The 19095-nt window shown below is 68.1% G+C and carries 17 protein-coding genes; 10 read left to right on the top strand and 7 right to left on the bottom strand.

From position 1 onward, the window contains the following. Window positions 1–193: 193 nt before the first annotated feature. Both ACF3M1_RS12235 and ACF3M1_RS12240 read right to left on the bottom strand, forming a co-directional pair. Window positions 194–1129, bottom strand: a complete 936-nt coding sequence (locus ACF3M1_RS12235) for a ribonuclease H-like domain-containing protein (protein WP_394001022.1) — start codon at window positions 1127–1129, stop codon at window positions 194–196. Then, entirely contained in the window at window positions 1126–3561 is a 2436-nt protein-coding gene (locus tag ACF3M1_RS12240; protein WP_394005263.1) for a DEAD/DEAH box helicase, read from the bottom strand. The genes ACF3M1_RS12235 and ACF3M1_RS12240 overlap by 4 nt, the downstream gene beginning before the upstream one ends. 158 nt (window positions 3562–3719) lie before the next feature. Here ACF3M1_RS12240 and ACF3M1_RS12245 point away from each other — a divergent pair, with 158 nt between their 5' ends. From ACF3M1_RS12245 to ACF3M1_RS12265, 5 genes are all read left to right on the top strand, one after another. After that, window positions 3720–4259: a type 1 glutamine amidotransferase domain-containing protein gene (locus tag ACF3M1_RS12245; RefSeq protein WP_394001024.1), complete on the top strand. Its 540-nt coding sequence runs from the start codon at window positions 3720–3722 to the stop codon at window positions 4257–4259. A gap of 21 nt (window positions 4260–4280) precedes the next feature. Next, window positions 4281–4670 (top strand): MAPEG family protein, encoded by a 390-nt coding sequence (locus ACF3M1_RS12250; RefSeq protein WP_394001025.1) that lies wholly within the window; start codon window positions 4281–4283, stop codon window positions 4668–4670. Between the two features lie 71 nt (window positions 4671–4741). Continuing rightward, window positions 4742–5074: a hypothetical protein gene (locus ACF3M1_RS12255; RefSeq protein WP_394001027.1), complete on the top strand. Its 333-nt coding sequence runs from the start codon at window positions 4742–4744 to the stop codon at window positions 5072–5074. Between the two features lie 515 nt (window positions 5075–5589). Beyond that, window positions 5590–5865, top strand: coding sequence for a hypothetical protein (locus ACF3M1_RS12260; protein ID WP_394001029.1), 276 nt, complete (start codon window positions 5590–5592; stop codon window positions 5863–5865). A 284-nt stretch (window positions 5866–6149) separates the two neighbouring features. Next, complete coding sequence (locus tag ACF3M1_RS12265; protein WP_394001030.1) at window positions 6150–6386, top strand: hypothetical protein; 237 nt, start codon at window positions 6150–6152, stop codon at window positions 6384–6386. A gap of 112 nt (window positions 6387–6498) precedes the next feature. Here the strand turns inward: ACF3M1_RS12265 and ACF3M1_RS12270 are convergent, their stop codons facing one another. Further along, window positions 6499–9576, bottom strand: coding sequence for a TonB-dependent receptor domain-containing protein (locus ACF3M1_RS12270; protein ID WP_394001032.1), 3078 nt, complete (start codon window positions 9574–9576; stop codon window positions 6499–6501). 800 nt (window positions 9577–10376) lie between these two features. Between ACF3M1_RS12270 and ACF3M1_RS12275 the strand changes: the two genes are divergently transcribed. After that, entirely contained in the window at window positions 10377–10754 is a 378-nt protein-coding gene (locus ACF3M1_RS12275; protein ID WP_394001034.1) for a DUF1428 domain-containing protein, read from the top strand. Window positions 10755–11323: 569 nt separating this feature from the next. On the opposite strand, the gene ACF3M1_RS12280 is transcribed toward ACF3M1_RS12275, so the two are convergent. Further along, window positions 11324–12139, bottom strand: coding sequence for a hypothetical protein (locus tag ACF3M1_RS12280; protein ID WP_394001036.1), 816 nt, complete (start codon window positions 12137–12139; stop codon window positions 11324–11326). 90 nt (window positions 12140–12229) lie between these two features. After that, on the bottom strand, window positions 12230–12745 hold the full coding sequence (locus ACF3M1_RS12285) for an MgtC/SapB family protein (protein WP_394001037.1): 516 nt from the start codon (window positions 12743–12745) through the stop codon (window positions 12230–12232). Window positions 12746–12978: 233 nt separating this feature from the next. On the opposite strand from ACF3M1_RS12285, the gene ACF3M1_RS12290 reads away from it, so the two are divergent. Continuing rightward, window positions 12979–14091: an alkene reductase gene (locus ACF3M1_RS12290; RefSeq protein WP_394001039.1), complete on the top strand. Its 1113-nt coding sequence runs from the start codon at window positions 12979–12981 to the stop codon at window positions 14089–14091. A 30-nt stretch (window positions 14092–14121) separates the two neighbouring features. Here ACF3M1_RS12290 and ACF3M1_RS12295 read toward each other — a convergent pair whose 3' ends face one another. After that, window positions 14122–14502: a hypothetical protein gene (locus ACF3M1_RS12295; protein ID WP_394001041.1), complete on the bottom strand. Its 381-nt coding sequence runs from the start codon at window positions 14500–14502 to the stop codon at window positions 14122–14124. A 173-nt stretch (window positions 14503–14675) separates the two neighbouring features. After that, window positions 14676–15038, bottom strand: a complete 363-nt coding sequence (locus ACF3M1_RS12300; protein ID WP_394001043.1) for a hypothetical protein — start codon at window positions 15036–15038, stop codon at window positions 14676–14678. 339 nt (window positions 15039–15377) lie between these two features. Between ACF3M1_RS12300 and ACF3M1_RS12305 the strand changes: the two genes are divergently transcribed. The 3 genes from ACF3M1_RS12305 (at window position 15378) to ACF3M1_RS12315 (ending at window position 18918) form a co-directional block, all read left to right on the top strand. Further along, entirely contained in the window at window positions 15378–16499 is a 1122-nt protein-coding gene (locus tag ACF3M1_RS12305) for a calcium/sodium antiporter (protein ID WP_394001045.1), read from the top strand. Window positions 16500–16706: 207 nt separating this feature from the next. Then, on the top strand, window positions 16707–17096 hold the full coding sequence (locus ACF3M1_RS12310; protein WP_394001047.1) for a BlaI/MecI/CopY family transcriptional regulator: 390 nt from the start codon (window positions 16707–16709) through the stop codon (window positions 17094–17096). A gap of 1 nt (window position 17097) precedes the next feature. Further along, window positions 17098–18918 carry a M56 family metallopeptidase gene (locus ACF3M1_RS12315; protein ID WP_394001049.1) on the top strand — a complete coding sequence of 607 codons (1821 nt, stop codon included), beginning with the start codon at window positions 17098–17100 and terminating at the stop codon, window positions 18916–18918. The last annotated feature ends 177 nt before the right edge of the window (window positions 18919–19095 follow it).

Raw genomic sequence — 19095 nt, forward strand, 5'->3', positions numbered from 1 at the left:
TCTCTACGCCCACGCCAATGTAGGAGCGCGCTCGCGCGCGATCGGGCATTCCCCGGCAGAGCCATCGCGCGCGCGAGCGCGCGCCTACAGGAATCGAGGCCACCGGCAGGACGCACGCGACGACGACCGCGATGCCGGCCGCCGATGGGCGACGTGCCGGCCGACGGCTGCGGTCGACGGCTAAGTCGTCGTCTCAGTCGACGCCGCAATCCCCGCAGGCGTCCACCTGCACGTCTGGCACCACCACCGTGTCGACGACCGCCTCGTCGCGCATCGCCTCCAGCACGCCGAACAGACTGCGCAGATCCTGCGCATTGTGCAGGCCCACGCGCCGCAGCTTGTCCGCGCTGCCGCCGCGCAGGTAATTCAGCCAGGCGGCAGGCGCCTCGCTGCCCGGCAGGTCGTCCTCGCGCAGCACACCGAGCAGTTCGCGCTCGACCGTCGCGAGCTTGCAGTTCGCCCAGACACCACGATAGCGGCGGCGCACCGGATGCAGCAGATCGACGTGACGCAACTCGATCAGCGGATCGCGCAGCCGCGCGAGGCGATAGCGCGTGGTCAGCAAGGGCCGGTCGTAGCTGCGCCCGTTGTAGCTGACCAGCACGCTCGAAGGGCGCAGCCAGCTCGAAAACGTCTTCAGCATCTCGCGCTCGGCGCCGAGCGTGGTGATGCACAGCTGGCGGATGCGCAAGCCGCCGTCGACGAAATCGGCAGCGCCGATCATGAAGGCGCGCGTGCCGGTTCCGCCGGCCAGGCCGGTGGTTTCGGTGTCGAAGGCCAGCAGATCGGAACGTCGCGCCGGCTCGTGGCGGATGTCGTACAGCGCGAGTTCGCCGTCGTCGTGGGGCCACGGCGCGGTCTGCTCGAGATAGCGCAGGCCGGGCGCGATCTCCTCGCCGGGCAGCGCGCGATCGACCGGGCCGGACGGACGCGCCGCGGGGGTCGGCACACGCAGCTTCATCAGTTTGCGCAGCTGCGCGACGACCTCCTCCGGCGAACGCTCGCCGTCGGCACGCGGCCAGTGCGCGCGCGGTGCGGTCGCCGGCAACGGCGGCGTCGGGGTCACCGATGGCAAGGCGGTGCCGGCCTGGCTGCGCAGCAGGCCGAGGCGTTTGGCCAGTGCACTCATGCGGGCAGCTGCGGCGCGTGCATCAGCAGATCGATCACCCGCGCCGCGAGCTGGCGCGGTGTGCGCTCGGCACCTTCTTCCGACGCGAGGATCGGCCCGACGCAGGCCGGGCAGCCGGCGCGGCAGCTGCAACCGGCGACCAGCGCCGCCGCCTTGACCAGCAGTTCGTCGCGGCGCTCGAACAGCGGCGACGACAGGCCGACGCCGCCGGGGTAGTTGTCGTAGAGATACAGCGTCGGTGCGAAGCGGCCGAGCAGTTCGATCGACGTGCTGCTGCCGTCGCCATCGCGCAATTGTCCCCGACCACGCTGATCGGCGGTCGCGAACCACGTGCCGTCGCCACTGCCCACCGCCTTCTGCAGATCACGGCTCTCGGCCATCACCGCGACCTGCGCAACCAGGTGTAGCGCATACGACGCGCCGAGGAAGCCATCGAGCGCCTCGTGGCGCGCATCGAAGGCGCGGTCGAGCGCCTGTTGCGGGAGCTGCCACCACACCGCGCTCGTATGCAGTTCCTGGTCGGGCAGGTTCACCGGCCCGTAGCCGATGTTCTCGTGGGTGTGGAAGCGGATCTTCTTGTAGCCCGACACGCGCCGCACCACGTGCACTTCGCCCAGGTGTGCACTCCCCTGCCCCGCGTCGGCCTGCTCTTCGTCATCGAGCACCTTCAACTTCGTGTAGTCGATCGCGTCGGTGTAGTAGTCGACGTGCGTACGCTGCACATAGGCCTTGCGGCCCTCCCAGTCGAGGCGTTCGACCTGAAAGGGCTCGGACTGCACCATGTGGATCGCGCCCTCGTACAGCGTGAGCGCGGCCGCGGAGTAATCGACCTCGGCGATGATCGTCTGCCGCCCGTCGGTGCGATCGACGACGACGAAGTTGCCGTCGGCGACCGACCGCAGGTTCACCGCCTGCGCCGGATAGCTGTCGGCGATCCATTCCCAGCGGTCGCCCTCGTGGTGCAGCACGCCGGATTCGGCCAGCACCTCCAGCCACGGCGCGGGAGCGACCGGGCCGAAACCATCGCCGTCGACGAACGGCAGTTCGAACGCGGCGCAGCGGATGTGGTCGAGCAGGATCAACGGCTGGTCGGGCTCGATGCGCGCGTGTTCGGGATTGGCCTCGGCGAAGAACTCCGGATGCCGGACCACGTACTGGTCCATCGGTTCGGAGCTCGCGACCAGCACGCCGACCGATGGCTGCTGCCGGCGACCGGCGCGGCCGAAGCGCTGCCAGGTCGCAGAAATGCTGCCGGGATAGCCGTTGAGCACCACGACATCTAGGCTGCCGATATCCACGCCAAGTTCCAGCGCCGAGGTGCTGACGATGCCGTCGATATTGCCCGCGCGCATTTCGCGCTCGGCCGCGCGGCGTTCGGTCGGCAGATAGCCACCGCGGTAGGCACGAATGCGCTTGGGCTTGCGCGGGTCGTGGTCGAAGACTTCCTTGAGGTACTTGGTCAGCACTTCGACCATCAGCCGCGTCTGGCAGAACACCAGTGTCTTGAGCCCCGCGCGGATCGCCATGCGCGCGATGCGGTTGGACTGCGAACGCGCGGATGCGCGCAGGCCGAGATCCGGATTGACCACCGGCGGATTCCACAACAGCACGTGCTTGTCGCCACGCGGCGCGCCGGATTCGAGGATCGCCTCCAGCGCGGCGTCGTCCACTTCCACCAGCGCGCGGCCGTGCTCGCGCGCATTGCCGATCGTCGCCGAGCACAGGATGAATTGCGGGGTGACGCCATAGAACGCGCAGACGCGCTTGAGCCGGCGGATCACGTTGGCGACGTGCGAGCCGAACACCCCGCGATAGGTGTGGATCTCGTCGATCACCACGTAGCGCAGGTTCTCGAAGAACTGCGCCCACTTGGTGTGATGCGGCAGGATCGCCTGGTGCAACATGTCGGGATTGCTGACCACGATGTCGCCATTGATGCGAATCGCCTGGCGCGCATCGCCCGGCGTGTCGCCATCGAAGGTCGCCGCGCGCAGGCCGAGTTCTCCGGCCTTGTTGAGTTCCAGCAGTTCGGCCACCTGGTCCTGCGCCAGCGCCTTCGTCGGAAACAGGTACAGCGCCTTGCTGCGCGCGGTGATCGCCGCGGACAGCACCGGCAGCGTGTAGCACAGGGATTTGCCCGAGGCCGTCGGCGTCGCGACAACGAGATGGCGGCCCGTCTGGCTGGCCGCCCACGCCTCGGCCTGGTGCCGGTACAGCCGGTCGACGCCGCGACTGCGCAGCGCGCGCGCCAGCGCCTCGGGCACATCGTCCGGAATCGGCGCGTAATCGCCCGCCTGTCCGGGCAGCAACAGCGTGCCGGTCACGCGGCCCGGGTACTTGGCCGCCAACCGGGCCGCCAGGACCCCGCCCGTGGCGTTGCCGCCGCTCGGCACTGGCAACGCCGCCGGATCAGGCTTGAGGATAGCGTTCAGACGATGGCTCCGGACTGCAGGCAGGGCCGCGAGCCTGCCTGCAACGCGTCTCATCGCACGAGACTGCAGCGCGTGATGGCCGATCCACGGTTGTTTCACGGCACGGCAATCCCCTGGCTTCTAGCCTCGGCCGCCTACTTCTCCCGCAAGGACACATCATGCAGACACTCGACGGCAAGAAGATCGCCATCCTCGCCACCGACGGCTTCGAACAATCCGAACTCGAACAGCCCCTTAAGGAACTGCGCGAGGCCGGCGCCCATGTCGACGTCATCACGCCCGGCGACGCCACCTCGATCAAGGGCTGGGACAAGAAGGACTGGGGCCGCAGCGTCGACGTGGACGTGGCGCTTTCCAAGGCCGATCACGGCCGCTACGACGCGCTGGTGCTGCCCGGCGGCCAGATGAACCCCGATGTGCTGCGCGCCGACAAGGACGCCGTTGCGTTCGTGCGTGCATTCGGCGATGCCGGCAAGCCCGTCGCGGCGATCTGCCACGGCCCGTGGCTGCTGGTCGAAAGCGGCCTGGCGAAGGGGCGCAAGGTCACCTCGTGGCCCTCGGTCAAGACCGACCTGGTCAACGCCGGCGCACAGTGGGAGGATGCCGAGGTCGTCGTCGACGGCAATCTGATCACCAGCCGGAAGCCCGACGATCTTCCGGCGTTCAACGCGGCCATCGCCAAGGCCGTCGCCGCCTGATCCACCGACGAGGACCGACCGATGACGATCGAACTGCAGATGCTGGCGTGGTCGATCGTCCTCGGTCTCGTCCACGTGGGCGTGGCGGGCGGCTTCGCCACCGCCCAACGCGGTCTACGCTGGAACGCGGGCAACCGCGACGCCGAGGCCCCGCCACTACGCGGTGCTGCCGTGCGCACCGCCGCCGCCAGCCGCAACTTTCTCGAGACCTTCCCGTTCTTCGCCGCCGCCATCCTTGCGGTCGTCGTCAGCGGGCGCGCGGATGCCGGAACGGCGCTCGGCGCGCAGGTCTATCTGTGGGCGCGTGTCGCCTACCTCCCCGTCTATGCGATCGGTGTTCCGTATCTGCGCACCGCCATCTGGGTGGTCTCGCTGTGGGGTCTGCTGCAGGTGCTCAAGGGCCTGTTCTGAGCCGCTCATTGCGCATGAATACGTGCGCATCGCGCACGCACTGAACGTCGAATTCAGTCCTCAGGCCGGGGTTGCACGCTGTCATCGAAATCGCGCAACAGGTTCACGGAAAACAGACGAAACGCGGCCTAGCCTGCTCGCCTCAGATCAAGGCACCGACGCAGATGGCACGTCCCGATTCCGACCAGACCCTGGTGCTTTCCCTCGGCCGCAATGGCCGCGCCTCCTATCCGGAACGTCCCTGGGAAGAGATCGAGCCCGTGCTGCGCCGCGTGTGGGAATTCGACAGCCGCCTGCGCGCATGGCAGGACGTCCGTGCCGACGTCCAGGCCGCCTGGCAGTCCGGCGAGACGGCTGCCGGTCCGGGTCGCCGTGGACGCAGCGGGTTCAGTCGTGCTGCGTGAAATATCTGCTGTTTACCGAGGTAGGCGTTTCGTTCGTACGCCCCTGAATCGGATGCAGGTGGGTAATTAATCCCGTTTGTGGATGAGAACGTGACGAGCCGTCGTAGGCAGGGTCTTGCCTGTCGAGCTTTAGCCCGGCTCGGAGACTGACATTTCCAATCGCATGACCGGCAAGCGTTACGATTCTTGGCCGCGTCCATTCGCGAACGGTGCGTCTGCAATGGCGTTCGGAACAGTAGCCGGACTTTCGGCCAGATCAGCGTCTCCATCGAGCGTGAACCCGGCCGTCTGTGCGCTTGAGCAGAAGCCCGACCGCGGCAATTCCCCATCGGCGTGACGTCGGATCTCATTTGCCCGCGATGGCGTCCACAGCAGACCGTGGCGTCGATAGAAGCGCGCGGCCTTGACACCGCCATGGGCCGTGAGGTGCGACACAGTCATGCCTTCCATGCCAATACGACGCGTTTCGTGGGCATGTTGGCACGCGCGTCCGTGATCCCGAGGCACTCCGGCAGATGCCGGTCGCCGCGCTGCTCGCGATGCCCGCGGCGATGCCGCTCGCGGCGCGCCAGTGTATGTGGGGGCACTACTGGCAGTGCGTGACGCAATGGTTCCCGAGCCTGAACATGTGCGTGCTCGCGCTGCTGACGCTACATGACGAGCGCTTCTCCAGCATGCTCCTCGACTACGATTTGCTCGCGCCACGCTGGCTGCATTACGCCTGCATGCATCCGTCCGCCGAAGCCCGGGCCGTCGCGCTGATGGTCGCGGCCGAACTGACCTGGCCGTAGGTGCCCCTCGCAATAGCAGTCGACTGCGTCGGTACCGTAACGGTGGTCTGGGCGGTCTGCGTCGACCGCCGCAGGCCGCGTTGCGCCTGCGTCCAAGGTGGCAGCAACCTGCCGTCAGGCGTCATGCCGCCGGTCGAAAAAAACATGCAGATGATTTTGATGGCGGTCCGGTTGCTGGCAGCACCGGGGTCGCCTTGAAAGGTCACTGCCACGGATGAGGCCTTCACGCCGACGCCTTACCGGGTGCGCGAGCATTTGCGCATTCATTCTCAGGAGGTCACGCCATGAGCGCACAGGGTTCCGCCGGCAACGTTATTGCCGCCATCTGCAGTTTCATCGTCCCTGGCCTTGGCCAGCTGGTGCAGGGCCGCATTCTCTCGGCGATCCTGTGGTTCGTCGCCGCCTGCGTCGCCTTCGCGATCACCTGGTTGCTGACGGTCTCGCTGTTTCCATTCGGCTGGTTTGTCGTCAGCGTGTTCGCGTGCATCAACGCCGCCCTGTATCGGCGCCCGGTGGCCTGACCTTTTAAACAACGAGCTACCAAACCGTCTGGCTGCATACGGGCGCTGAATCCCGGCACAAAAAAACACGGCCCCTTTCGGGGCCGTGTTCGTTAAGCGATGAAGCGGTCGATCAGAAACGCTGGGTGTAGCGCATGTACAGGAAGCGACCGATGTCGAAGCCGCCGTAGTACGACGTGTTCGAGCTCGGCTGGGTGTACATCAGCGGGCCGACCTTGTCGAACACGTTGTTCGCACCGATCGCGATCGTGGCATCCCACGGCGCGTTGTAGCGGATCTGCACGTCGTTGAACGTGTTCGAACCCACTTCGCGACGACGCGACAGTCCGCTTGCCGGCTGACCGGCGGCGGTGAGGGCACCGGTCGGAGCAAAGACGATGTCCGTGCATTCGAGATGCGGCTCAACCACTGGTGGCACACCGGTCGGGCTGCCCGTGACATACGTACAACCTTCACGCATCTTGGAGTAGTAACGGGCCGTCCAGCTGACGCCGAAATCACCCATGTCCCACGACAGGTTGAGGTTGGAGCGAATGCGGAAGTTGGTGGTGCCAGTTCCCGGTGCGCCGGCGAGGCCCACATTGGTGATCGGGTACTGCGGGGTATCCGTGCTGGTGTAGTAGTCCTTCGCCGTATACGTCGTGTTCGATGCGACCGCGAACGAGCCGAGATTGTCGGTCGAATAGCGGTAGCTGACGTCGAAGTCGAAGCCCTCAACCTTGCGGAAGCCTGCGTTGATGCTGCTGAACCGGAAGAAGTTGATCTGGCCCGTCGTCGGATCACGCGTGAACTCGCTCGCAGCACTCGCCGAGCAACGCGCCTGGTCACCACGGACGTAGCAATCATCCAGAATGGTGGTAGGTGCGTCGGTCACAATGGTGCTGTCGATCCGGACCTTCCACCAGTCGAACGCGAAGTTCAGACCTTGGGCGAAGGTCGGGCTCCACACCAGGCCGATCGTCTGCGACTTCGACTCTTCAGGAGTAAGGGCCGGGTTGGCGCCGGACGAGAAGGCGATCGGCGACTGCGAGCCCACTGCCGTCACCGGCGTGCCACCCTGACCCAGCTGGCGATACGTATTGGCAAGGGCGCCCAGTTCGGCGACGCAGTTGGCACGCGTCGTGGCATTGTTGGCCGAGCTGCCGATCGAGGTGTCGCAGGGATCGGTATAGAACGAGAACGTCTGCGAGCCGCCGCCATACAGGTCCGCGATCGTCGGCGCACGGAAGCCGTCGGCCACCGTGGCACGCAGCAACAGCTGGTCGAACGGCCGCCACTTGATGCCGAACTTGTCGTTGGTGGTGTCGCCGAAGGTGTCGTAGTCCGAGTAGCGCGTCGCCACGTTGAGCGAGAGCTCGCGGGCGAACGGCATATCCGCCAGCACCGGGATCTCGAGCTCGCCATAGATCTCGTTCACACGGTAGCTGCCGCCCGTCGGGCCAGCGGCCAGATTGGTCGAACCGCCGGTCACCGCCAGGGCATCGGGAACGAACTCGCCCTTTTCCTTGCGGCTTTCGACGCCGACCGCGAAGCCGAGGTCACCAGCCGGCAGGGTGAAGACCGAGCCCGCCAGGTTCGCAGCGAAGACGTTCGTCTCGGTCTCGCCCGTGGAATGCTCTTCCTGGAAGAGGAAACGCTGCAGAGCCGGGTCAGTCAGGCTGCCCGGGCCTTCCTGACCGAAGGCCAGGAAGGGGTTCCACGGCACGCAACCGGTGATGACGGCGCCCGGCGTGCCGCAGACGATCTGACCCTGGGTCGGGCCGGCTGCGGTCTGGAGGAACGACGGACCGACTGCCGCGCGGGTATTCGCCAGATTCAGATTGCCGTACGACTTCTGGTTGACCTTGTTGGTACTGCTGAGATACGAGACATCCCAGTCGAAGAACCGGTCACCCAGGTCGAAGCTGCCTTCGAGCGCCGCAGAGAAGCGATACGTCGTGAGGTCGGCCGTGCTGACGCGCGGCACTTCCCAGGTACGACGCCACCAGTTGGTGATGGGGCGGTCCAGCGGATTGAAGGCGCTGTCGGCCGACATCGTGGTGCCGAACGAAGCAGCCTGCATCGGATAGCCCGCAACGGTGCGGTCCGACACGCGATTGTTGTACAGGACGTTGGTGCGGAAGCGGATGTTGTCGGTCAGGTCGTACGTACCGTCAACGTAGAACGCTTTCTTCTCGAGCCCGGTGCGGAGATCCGTCTGCTCGTTCGTGTTGGACTTGTCGACCACCGAACCGGGAGTGCAGATGCCCGGGCCGGGGTTGGCAAGGGAGTTCTGTGCACAGCCACCCGTGGCCGTATTCTGGCTACGGAACGTATTCGTCAGCGGATCGTAGATGACCCGCGTATTGCGGTTCGGATTGGCCGAGGTGGCAGCAACATAGGTCACGCCTGGGAGAGCATCGCTGATCGGGCTAACGAAGCCGCCGATCTGGCCGACGGTCGTCCAGTTGTCGGTCGGATGCAGGTCGCCGCGCGGGAACGCGCTGTACGGACGATCGGACGAACGGACCGGATCTTCCTTGGCGTATTCGGCAGCGAGGGTCAGCGAGCCACGGTCACCGGTGAAGCCGATGATGAAGTCACCCTTGGTGATCGCACCGTCGCCTTCGCTGTACTGGCCGTAATAGGCGCTGGCAGCCGCACCGTCGTAGTTGGCACGGGTGATGATGTTGATCACGCCGGCGATGGCATCGGAGCCGTAGATCGACGAGGCGCCGTCCTTCAGCACTTCGATGCGCTCGACCGCGACGGCCGGAATCTGCGAGACGTCGGCGAGGCCGCTGGTCGAGATGCCCAGGCGACGACCGTTGACGAGCACCAGCGAGCGCGCGGCGCCGAGGTTGCGCAGGCTGATGAAGGTGCCGCCCGCGTTCTCACCCGCCGAAAGCGGCGAAGCGCGGCTGATCGGCGGGGTGCCGACCGCGGAAATGTTCTGCAGGATGTCGGCGACGGACTGGAAGCCCTGACGCTCGATCGCGGCGCGATCGATCAGCACGACCGGCTGCGCGGTCTCGGTATCGACCTGACGGATACGGGTACCGGTCACTTCGACGCGATCCAGCGTGGTCGCTTCCTGTCCCGCGGCCGGAACCGCCTGGGCCTGGGCAACGCCCATACCGGCGATGGTGGTACCGCTGACAACGAGCGCGAAGGTGATCGCGTCCCGCAGCTTATTGGTTCTCAAAGCCATTCTCTCTCTCCACATGAATGCGTGCTGATGAATCCCCACCCATAGGGCTCACGGTATTGACAACCGTCTCAGCGGCATGGGGTGTCCCGATCGTAGCGCTTGTTAAAAAGAAATAAAACAGCCCCAGGAGAGAAATCGGGCGGAGGGCGGCCAAGTCACTGAACAGATTGAGCAAAGTGAGGGCGCGGGTGATGAGACAAACGGCGATTGCCCACCGATTCAGCAAAGGTGACGCGCCGAAAAGGGAAGGCACGGGTGCGCCGACCTGCGGCGGAGCTCGAGCCGGTCGCGCGACCTTTCATAGCGCGCTTCGCAGGACCCAAATCCGAATCGGCCACTCGAGTGGGAGGAACGGGATCACTGACGACTGCCATCGGAGCGCGTGATGAACACACCTGCGACGCAGCTTTCGAGTAGGTAAGCTCGATGAGCGCCTCTTCGAACTATGAGCCGGTGCGTAGCGCAGCGACCACTCTGGCACAGCGCAGAACGAGGGCACTGGCGGTCCCGCCCCCACCACCGAGCGGTCGCACGCAGAGCGCCGATCGACCGAGGGTAAATGCGCCGGCAGCACGGGCGCGGCGCTTGGCGGACCGGGCGTCATGGAGCGCGTCAGGATCCGCTCCGCTTCACATCCCGGCAGCGCCACCGTCCTGACGTCGGACGGCACCCAGGAGGTGGGCGCAGGCACTGCCTGCGTGAATGCGCCTCACTGACATGTCGATTCCGGTCGTTCTGGTACGTCGTCTCCACGAGCGCACGGTAGACCGCCGTCGCCGCCATCCAACCGGAGTGACACCATGTCCTATATCGATGGGTTCGTTCTCGCTGTTCCGACCGCCAACCGCCAGGCCTTCATCGACCACGCCCACCTGGGGGATGCCTTCTACATCGAGCTCGGTGCGCTGCGCGTGCTCGAGTGCTGGGCCGACGACGTGCCGGACGGCAAGGTGACCGACTTCCGCAAGGCCGTGCAGGCCGAGGACGACGAGACGGTCGTGTTCTCGTGGATCGAATGGCCCGACAAGGCCACCCGCGATGCCGCCTTCGCGAAGATGATGGATGGCAGCGATCCGCGCATGGACCCGGAAAAGAATCCGATGCCCTTCGACGGCAAGCGCATGATCTTCGGCGGCTTCACGCCGCTGGTCGAACTGACCGGCGGCACGGCACGGTGACCCGCAGCAGGTTGCGCGCGCCTGCGTCCAACGCCGATGCCGATCTCACGGCGGTGGACGCGGGACTCGCGCTGAGCCGGTGCGTCACCAGCCCTGCGGTCAGCTGATCCGCCTGTCGGGCTCTCGCGAGAATTGCTGGCTGTCCAAACCGGAATCTCGGACCCCCGCGCTGTGCGCAGGATCGTGTGCAGTCACGACGACGCGTCGCCCGAGGAGCTGTGGCGGCGTGGCGGCGTGGCGGCGTGGCGGCGCCATAGTCTGCAGCGGCCGGCGTCTAGCACAGCCCGCCGGCAATGCGTACGCACGCCATCGCGTCACGGATGATGGATGCGCTACAGGCGACGGAAGCCGGCATGAGACTCTCCGGAGTCCATCTGGTCGTCACGGCGACGGAAGGCGCCGATGGTGTCCCCTCAAGACGCGTGGACGGGCTCGCTGCCTCAGCAGAGTGGACAACATCCGTTAACGCACGACTTCTGTCGCAGCATCACGAAGGCAGCGCCACTCGCGAAAAAGGCGCATCCGAGGGATGCGCCTTCTCCGGTACAACTTGTCAGATCAGGATGCGATCAACGCACCCGGAACCGCGAGTCGTCATCACGACCGCTGTCGCTGTACGTGCCCGAGCTATAGTGATCGTGGGACACGTAGGCGTCCTGCACGGCGGCCTTCGCGCGGTCCCATTCCAGCGGCGAGGTGCCGCGGCGCGTACCCCAGTCGCGGGAGAGCTCGCTTTCGAGCGAATCGTCCCACGCACGGTCCGGATGCCGGGTGCGCGCATAGGCACCGTAGCGGTACGCCGGCTGATAGTGCTCGTACTGGTCGCTTTCGCCGCGGTAGTCGGCCTTCTCGAATGCCGACGCGTGGTACTCGTCGCTACGGCCGTACAGGTCATAGGTGCGGTCGGTGCGATCCCAGGCATCACGGACGGCCGGCTTGGCGTCGTCCCAGCCCAGGCGCGATTCGCCGCGGGTGGTTTCCCACTCGCGCTTCAGCGCGTCTTCCGAATCCTCCCAGCCGCGGGCGCGATCGGCCTCGCGCGCCTGCAGGCCGAAGCCGTAGGCGGGTGCGTAATCGCGGTCGTAGTCGTGGTCGGACTTGACGTACGGACGCTCGCGGTGGGCTTCGCGCCAGTATTCGGTTTCGCCGGTGGGATCGATGCGCTCGGCCACGCCCTTGCCGACCGCCGCGCCGGCGACAACGCCGACCGCCGCACCGATCAGAGTACCGACCGGGCCAAAGATCGTACCTGCCGCCGCACCGGCTGCCGCGCCGCCCGCGACGCCACCGACACCCACGCCGACCGGATGCGCGCCGGGGGTCTTGGTGATCGGATCGCGGTTGAGGTCACGGCCACCGTCGTGGATCTCGTCGTGCTTGGTCATCGGGAAACTCCGTAGGGGTTGTGTGCGACCACCGTGCGCGTGTCCGGATGAAGCCGCCGTCGGTGAAGGGCGAACACGCAGGCAAAGTGTTCAGGTGTCGTGGCCGGAGACGTCATCGCCGGGATCGTCATCGCGGCGCGGCGCACGCCGCAGCTTGGGAATCGCGCCGACGACCAGCAGCGCGACGAACGTCGTCACCAGCGCCACCATCTCCTGGCCCATGCCGGCCGCCATGCCGATCGCCGCCGTCATCCAAACGCCGGCTGCAGTGGTCAGGCCTTCGATGCGCTCGTCCTTGCCGAGTTTGAGAATCGCGCCTGCGCCGAGGAATCCGATGCCCGAAACGATGCCCTGCATCACGCGGGTGACGTCGGCGCCTTCGATGCCCGACAGCAGCGGCGCCAGCACGAACAGCGCCGAACCGATCGAGACCAGGATGTGCGTCTTCAGGCCCGCCGCGCGCCCTTTGTACTCGCGCTCCCAGCCGACAATGCCGCCGAGCACCGCGGCCACCAGCACCCGGACGACGATGGTCGTCACCGTGTCGACATCGGGCAGTGCGAGTTCCCGGGCGACGGCCTCGCCGATCTGCGACAGCACGCTCACCGCGCCCGCCTCGACGAACACAGCGGACCACAGGACGGACGCGGAGACCGGGGCATCGAACGGGCACTCATCGGGACTGCGCGCACGCTAGCGTTCACCGGGTCGCCTGCCGGTGAATGCGCGTCGATCGCACCACCCCTGCGAAACATTGCATCCCGCCCACCCGCCCACCGCACGCCTTGAAACGGCGCAGCGCGCCAGCACGTTCGGAAGCCCACGACGGAGCTTTCCCCATGCCCACCCTGTTCGACCCTTTGACCGCGGGCGCGATCCCGCTCGCCAACCGCATCGTCATGGCACCCCTCACGCGCAACCGCTCGCCGGACGCGATTCCCCAACCGCGCACCGCGCTCTACTACGCGCAGCGCGCGTCCGCCGGATTGATCGTCACCGAGGCCACCGCGATCAGCCACCAGGGCCAGGGCTACGCCGACGTGCCGGGACTGTACGCGCCGGAACAGATCGACGGCTGGCGGCGGGTCACCGATGCGGTGCACGCCGAAGGCGGGCGCATCGTCGTCCAGCTGTGGCACGTGGGGCGCATCTCGCACACCTCGCTGCAGCCCGACGACCAGGCGCCGGTGGCGCCGTCGGCGATCCGCGCCGAGAGCAAGACCTTCATCCACAACGCCGACGGCCAGGGCGAGTTCGTCGACACGTCCACGCCGCGCGCACTCGAGCTGGCCGAATTGCCGGGCATCGTCGAGGACTACCGCCGCGCCGCGCGCGCCGCGATCGATGCCGGCTTCGACGGTGTCGAAGTGCACGCGGCCAACGGCTATCTGATCGACCAGTTCCTGCGCGCCGGCAGCAACCAGCGGACCGACGCCTATGGCGGCTCGATCGAACACCGCGCGCGCTTCCTCGACGAAGTGATGCACGCCGTGGTCGACGAAATCGGCGGCGACCGCACCGGCATACGGCTGTCACCGGTGACCCCGGCCAACGACGCCCACGACGATGCGCCGCAGCCGTTGTTCACGCACGTCGTCGAACGCCTGGCACCGCTCGGGCTCGCGTTCGTCCATGTCATCGAAGGCGCCACCGGCGGCGACCGCGGCTACAGCCAGGGCGATGCGCCGTTCGACTATGCGGCGTTGAAGGCCGCCTATGCCGCCGCGGGCGGTCGCGGCGCGTGGATCGTCAACAACGACTACGACAAGGCGGATGCGGACGCGGCGATCGCCTCCGGCCACGCGGATGCCGTGGCCTTCGGCCGGCCCTTCATCGCCAACCCCGATCTCGTGCGGCGCCTGCGCGAGGACGCGCCGCTGAATCCGCCCGACCAGGCGACGTTCTACGGTGGTGGCGACCACGGGTACACCGACTACCCGACGCTGGACTGACACGCGACGACGGCGCGTGCCCGCGCGCCGTCAGCGGGGCCTTGGCACCGGATCGGTGCGGAACTCCTGTCCGGTGGCCGGGTCGCGGGCGCGGCCCGGCACGATCTCGCGGGCGCCGGGCACGACGCGCCCCTGAGCATCACGCACCTGGGTGGGCGTGGTCGGTGTCAGCGGTTGCACCGGCGACGGCGGCCCGGTCGTCGGGCGCGCAAGACCCGATTGCGGAATCGGCGCAGGCTGGCGCGCGCGTTGTGTGGGCGTCGCCGGCACCACGGTCGGCGCGGGCGTGCTCGACGGCGTCGCTGCCGGGCTGGGCGCCGGCTGGGGCCGTTGGAGCTGCTGCGATGCCGCGGGCGCCGATGCGAGCACGAGCAGCAACGGAACGGACATGAAGATCAGCGCGCGGGACATGGCGGCTCCAGACGAACAGGGTGGACTCCGACCCTAGGCCCGCATCGATGCACAGGCAATGAAACCGCGACCCGCACGCCGCATCGCCCGTGCCGGCGTTGCAGGGACTTGCCGCACAACGCTGGAGCGCAGGCATTACACGACCGGGCCGACGCCCGGTCGCGTCCGCTCATTCAGTCGACGCAGATCGTCGTCGCGACACCGTCGCGCACGCGCTGCTGGCAACCGAAGGGATTGGTGTCCACGCTGCACGCGCCGCCGACCTGGGCGCCGTCGGTGGTGCCTTCGGGCGCGATGCACTGGCCTTCGCACTGCTGGCTGTCGCTGCAGGCCTTGCCCGCATCGGTGGTCTGGCGCAGGCACTGCTTGACCGGTGCGCGGCCGAGCTGGGTCCACTCGCCGCCGACGCGGTCGCAGTCGGCCTCGTGGGTCACGGTGGCCTTGTCCGGGCCCGCATGGGTGTCGGGGCGCTCGGCAGGGGCCGCGCAGGCGACCAGCGTGGCGGCGAACAGCAGCGGGAGAATGCGCTTGAACATGGGGGCGTCCGGACAGGTGGGAGCGCGAGTCTAGCGGCGTCGGCGTGAAACGGTTGCGCGCCGTACGCGACATGCAGCCCGGCTGCGCGCAGGCACGCGAGCGGCGCAGCATCACGCGCCGCGATATCGGTGTATTAGACGTCCACCTTGCCTGCGCGGCCACTGTGTTCCGACGGGCCTCGTGCGCTGCGTCCGGTCGAGGAACGTGCTGCGACCTCCCTACGCAGCGCCGCCCGCACGACCGCATGCGCGGCCCGACGCCGCCTGCACACCGTCGCCCATCAGCGCGAATACCATGCACCGGCTCGATCCACGCCCCCTCTTCGATCCGGACCTCCCATGCTCAATGTCCTGCTGTTCGTCGCCGGCCTCGTCGCCCTGGTCGGCGGTGCGGAACTCCTGGTGCGCGGCGCATCGCGCCTGGCGCTGTCGTTCGGCATCTCGCCGCTGGTGGTCGGGCTGACCATCGTCGCCTTCGGCACCAGTGCGCCGGAGATGGCGGTGTCGGCCGGTGCGGTGCTCGGCGGGCAGACCGATCTGGCGGTCGGCAACGTGGTCGGCAGCAACATCTTCAACGTGCTGTTCGTGCTCGGCATCAGCGCGCTGATCGCACCGCTGGTGGTGCACAGGCAGGTCATCCGCCAGGAAGTGCCGATCCTGATCGGCGCCTCGCTGCTGCTGGCGGTGCTCAGTCTCGACGGCCGACTGACACTGTTCGATGGCGCGCTGCTTCTGGGCCTGCTGATCGCCTACACCGTGTTCCTGATCGTGCAGTCACGACGCGAGACCCGCGCCGATGCGGCACAGGCCAGTGCAGGAGGCGCGGCGACGCCGAGCGAGTACGACGCCGAATTCCAGGCGCCCCGACCCGGTGCCTGGGATGCGCGGCTGCCGGTGCAACTGGTCCTGATCCTCGTCGGCCTGGGCCTGCTGGTGCTGGGCTCGAACTGGCTGGTGACCGCGGCCGTCGCCTTCGCAACGGCGCTGGGCGTCAGTGATGTCGTGATCGGCCTGACCATCGTCGCTGCAGGCACGTCGATGCCCGAGGTCGCGACCTCGATCGCCGCGGCCATCAAGGGCGAGCGCGACATCGCCGTGGGCAATGCGATCGGCAGCAGCACCTTCAACATTCTCGGCTGCCTGGGCCTGTCGGGGCTGCTCGCGGGCGGGGCCGGCCTGATCGTGCCGCAGGCGCTGCTCGCGTTCGACATCTGGGTGATGGTGGCCGTGGCGCTGGCCTGCCTGCCGATCTTCCTGACCGGCCGCGAGATCGCACGCTGGGAGGGCGGCGTGTTCCTCGGCTATTACGTGGCCTACGTGGGTTACCTGATCCTCGCCGCGCAGTCGCACGCCGCGCTGCCCGCGTTCTCCAACGTGATGATGGGCTTCGTGGTCCCGCTGACGGTGGTCACGCTGGTGGTCGTGCTGATTCGCCGTCCAGCCGGCACACAGGCGCACTGACACGCTCGACGGGCTGCGCGCCGGATTCCCAGCCGCGAATCGCACGCACGCGCGCACCCGTTGATTGCGGACTCGTCTGCAGCAGGCACTGCGCTACCGCCCCGTCTCGCTGCGGCCATCGGCCCGGGCGACTATGCCATCCGGCCTATTGACTACAGGTGTCGTCAGGATCAGGATTGCCGACAACTGTAGTCAAGGAGCGATGCCATGCCGAAGAAGACGATCGGGGACCAGGAACTGGCCCTGCTGCAGTACCTCGATGACGCCGGCCCCTCCACGGTCGGCGAAGTCGCCGCCGCGTTCGGCGAGACCCGCGGCCTGGCCCGCTCCACCGTGCTGACGATGATGGAGCGCCTGCGCGCGAAGGCCTACCTGCGCCGCAGCCAGGCCGGCGGCGGCGCTTACCGCTATGCGCCGACGACCGGCCAGGACGAGGTGGTCCGCAGCGCGGTCGGCAGTTTCGTCGAGAAGACGCTGCAGGGCTCGGTGTCGCCGTTCGTGGCGTGGATGTCGGAGCGCAAGGAAGTCAGCGACGACGAACTCGCCGAACTCGAGGCGCTGGTCGCCAGCCTGCAATCCAAGCGCAAGGGAGCCTGACATGACCATCGCCGCACTCATCGATCTGATGCTGCCGCGCCTGCTCGCGGCCAGCGTGCAGGGCAGCCTGCTGGTGGCCCTGGTCTGGGCGCTGTGCCGCGCCCTGCCCCGGCTGTCGGCGGAGGCGCGCTGCTGGCTGTGGTGGCTGGTCGCGCTGCAGCTCGTCGTCGGCCTCGTGTGGTCGTCGCCGGTCGCGTTGCCGCTGCTGCCCGCGGCCGAGCAGATGGTCGCCGTACCCGCTGACGTGATGACCGCCCCGGTGGTGGATGCGGTCGTCGCCTTCGCCCCCGTCACCGTCGATGCCGTGCAGATCGACGCCGCCGCGCCGTCCGCGTGGTCGTGGATGTTCGCGCTCGGCGTGCTGTGGCTGCTCGGGATCACGGCGATGATCGCGCGCAGCCTGCAGGGCTTGCGGCGCTCGCGCCGCCTCGTCGCCGACGCCACTCCATGCGAGGACCGGGCGCTGCTGCAGGCACTCGCCCTCGCCGCCGACGCCCACGGCCTGCGCACCGCGCCCGACCTGCGCGTCTCGACCGCGATCGCGTCGCCCCAGCTGATCGGCCCCTGGCGTCCCGTGCTGCTGCTTCCGGACGGCTATGCACAGTCCCTGCGCGCCGACGAACTCGACATGGCGCTGACCCACGAACTGGTGCACCTGCAGCGCCGCGACCTGTGGCTCGGCCTGCTGCCGGCGCTGGCCCAGCACCTGTTCTGGTTCCACCCGCTGGCGCATCTGGCGGCGCGCGAATACGGACTCGCCCGCGAAGGCGCCTGCGACGCCGCGGTGCTCGCCGGCCAGGACCACGGCGCGCGCGAATACGCCCAGCTGCTGCTGCGCCTGGGCATCGCGTCGCGTCCCGATGCCGGGCTGGCCAGCGCCTCGCCCGACTACACCTTTCTCAAGCGGAGACTGACCATGCTGCAGACCACCCGTCCGCTGTCGCGTGCGATCGCGCTGTCGACCACCCTGCTGGTCGCCGCCGTCGGCGTGCTGCCCTACCGCGTGACCAATGCCGCGCCCATGCCACCCCCGCCGCCTGCGCCGGCCGCGATCGCGCCACCGGCACCGGAGACGCCGCCCGCACCACCCGCTCCGCCGATGCCGGTCAGCCCCGCGATCCCGCCCGCACCGGCCGTGCCGGCCGCGCCACCGGCGCCTCCCGTCCCGCCCACACCGGACGACAGCGACGCACGCGGCCATGTGCACACGATCCGCACCCAGGTCCGGCAGCGCGACAGCGGCCCGATCCGCGGCACCTTCACCCTCAGCCGCACGCCGGGCGCCGAGTCCTACGTGCTGCTCGACAGCGCGCACAGCGTCGCGATGAGTTCCCCCGACGAACTGCGCGAGGCGCGCGCCGCGCAGCAGGGCGACGGCCCGATGCTGTGGCTGCGCCGCGGCGACGCCCGCTACATCGTCCGCGACGCCGACACGGTCGACCGCTTCCGCGCGGCATTCGACGATGTGCGCGATCTCGGCGAACGGCAGGGCGCACTCGGCGAACGCCAGGGCACGATCGGGGCCGAACAGGGCACGCTGGGCGCACGCCAGGGCGAGATCGGCGGCCGCATCGCGGAGCTGGCCCTGCAGGCGGCACGCAGCGGGGACGACGCGTCGCGCCGTAGCGCACTGGACGCGCTGCAGGCCGAATCGCGCACGCTCGGCGCGCAGATGGGCACGCTGGCCAGGCGGCAGGGCGCGCTGGCCGGCGAACAGGGCGAACTCGCGAAACTGCAGGTCGACGCGCAGGCCCGCGCAGCCCGGCAAGCTCGGGCGATCGTCGACGAGGTCATCGCCAGCGGACGTGCGCAGCGGCTCTGACGCCGCGCCTTCGATCGACACCAGGACGGCCCGGCAACGGGCCGTCCGCACGTCAGGCCTCAGCGCCCGGGCCAGTCGCACGCGGGTGCGTCGAGTATTCCCTGCGCGTCGATCGTCTTTTGGGGTCGCGTTTGACGCTTGCGACCCCCGGCTCTGCCAGCCTGTGCAGCGGACGGC

It is taken from the genome of Luteimonas sp. WGS1318 (assembly GCF_043187535.1).
Classification (GTDB): domain Bacteria; phylum Pseudomonadota; class Gammaproteobacteria; order Xanthomonadales; family Xanthomonadaceae; genus Luteimonas.

What these genes read in the sequence shown, in the direction of transcription:
- ACF3M1_RS12235 (WP_394001022.1), bottom strand. Translation starts at nt 1,129, where the DNA reads ATGAGTGCACTGGCCAAACGCCTCGGCCTGCTGCGCAGCCAGGCCGGC.
- ACF3M1_RS12245 (WP_394001024.1), top strand. Translation starts at nt 3,720, where the DNA reads ATGCAGACACTCGACGGCAAGAAGATCGCCATCCTCGCCACCGACGGC.
- ACF3M1_RS12250 (WP_394001025.1), top strand. Translation starts at nt 4,281, where the DNA reads ATGACGATCGAACTGCAGATGCTGGCGTGGTCGATCGTCCTCGGTCTC.
- ACF3M1_RS12260 (WP_394001029.1), top strand. Translation starts at nt 5,590, where the DNA reads ATGCCGGTCGCCGCGCTGCTCGCGATGCCCGCGGCGATGCCGCTCGCG.
- ACF3M1_RS12265 (WP_394001030.1), top strand. Translation starts at nt 6,150, where the DNA reads ATGAGCGCACAGGGTTCCGCCGGCAACGTTATTGCCGCCATCTGCAGT.
- ACF3M1_RS12270 (WP_394001032.1), bottom strand. Translation starts at nt 9,576, where the DNA reads ATGGCTTTGAGAACCAATAAGCTGCGGGACGCGATCACCTTCGCGCTC.
- ACF3M1_RS12275 (WP_394001034.1), top strand. Translation starts at nt 10,377, where the DNA reads ATGTCCTATATCGATGGGTTCGTTCTCGCTGTTCCGACCGCCAACCGC.
- ACF3M1_RS12280 (WP_394001036.1), bottom strand. Translation starts at nt 12,139, where the DNA reads ATGACCAAGCACGACGAGATCCACGACGGTGGCCGTGACCTCAACCGC.
- ACF3M1_RS12290 (WP_394001039.1), top strand. Translation starts at nt 12,979, where the DNA reads ATGCCCACCCTGTTCGACCCTTTGACCGCGGGCGCGATCCCGCTCGCC.
- ACF3M1_RS12295 (WP_394001041.1), bottom strand. Translation starts at nt 14,502, where the DNA reads ATGTCCCGCGCGCTGATCTTCATGTCCGTTCCGTTGCTGCTCGTGCTC.
- ACF3M1_RS12300 (WP_394001043.1), bottom strand. Translation starts at nt 15,038, where the DNA reads ATGTTCAAGCGCATTCTCCCGCTGCTGTTCGCCGCCACGCTGGTCGCC.
- ACF3M1_RS12305 (WP_394001045.1), top strand. Translation starts at nt 15,378, where the DNA reads ATGCTCAATGTCCTGCTGTTCGTCGCCGGCCTCGTCGCCCTGGTCGGC.
- ACF3M1_RS12310 (WP_394001047.1), top strand. Translation starts at nt 16,707, where the DNA reads ATGCCGAAGAAGACGATCGGGGACCAGGAACTGGCCCTGCTGCAGTAC.
- ACF3M1_RS12315 (WP_394001049.1), top strand. Translation starts at nt 17,098, where the DNA reads ATGACCATCGCCGCACTCATCGATCTGATGCTGCCGCGCCTGCTCGCG.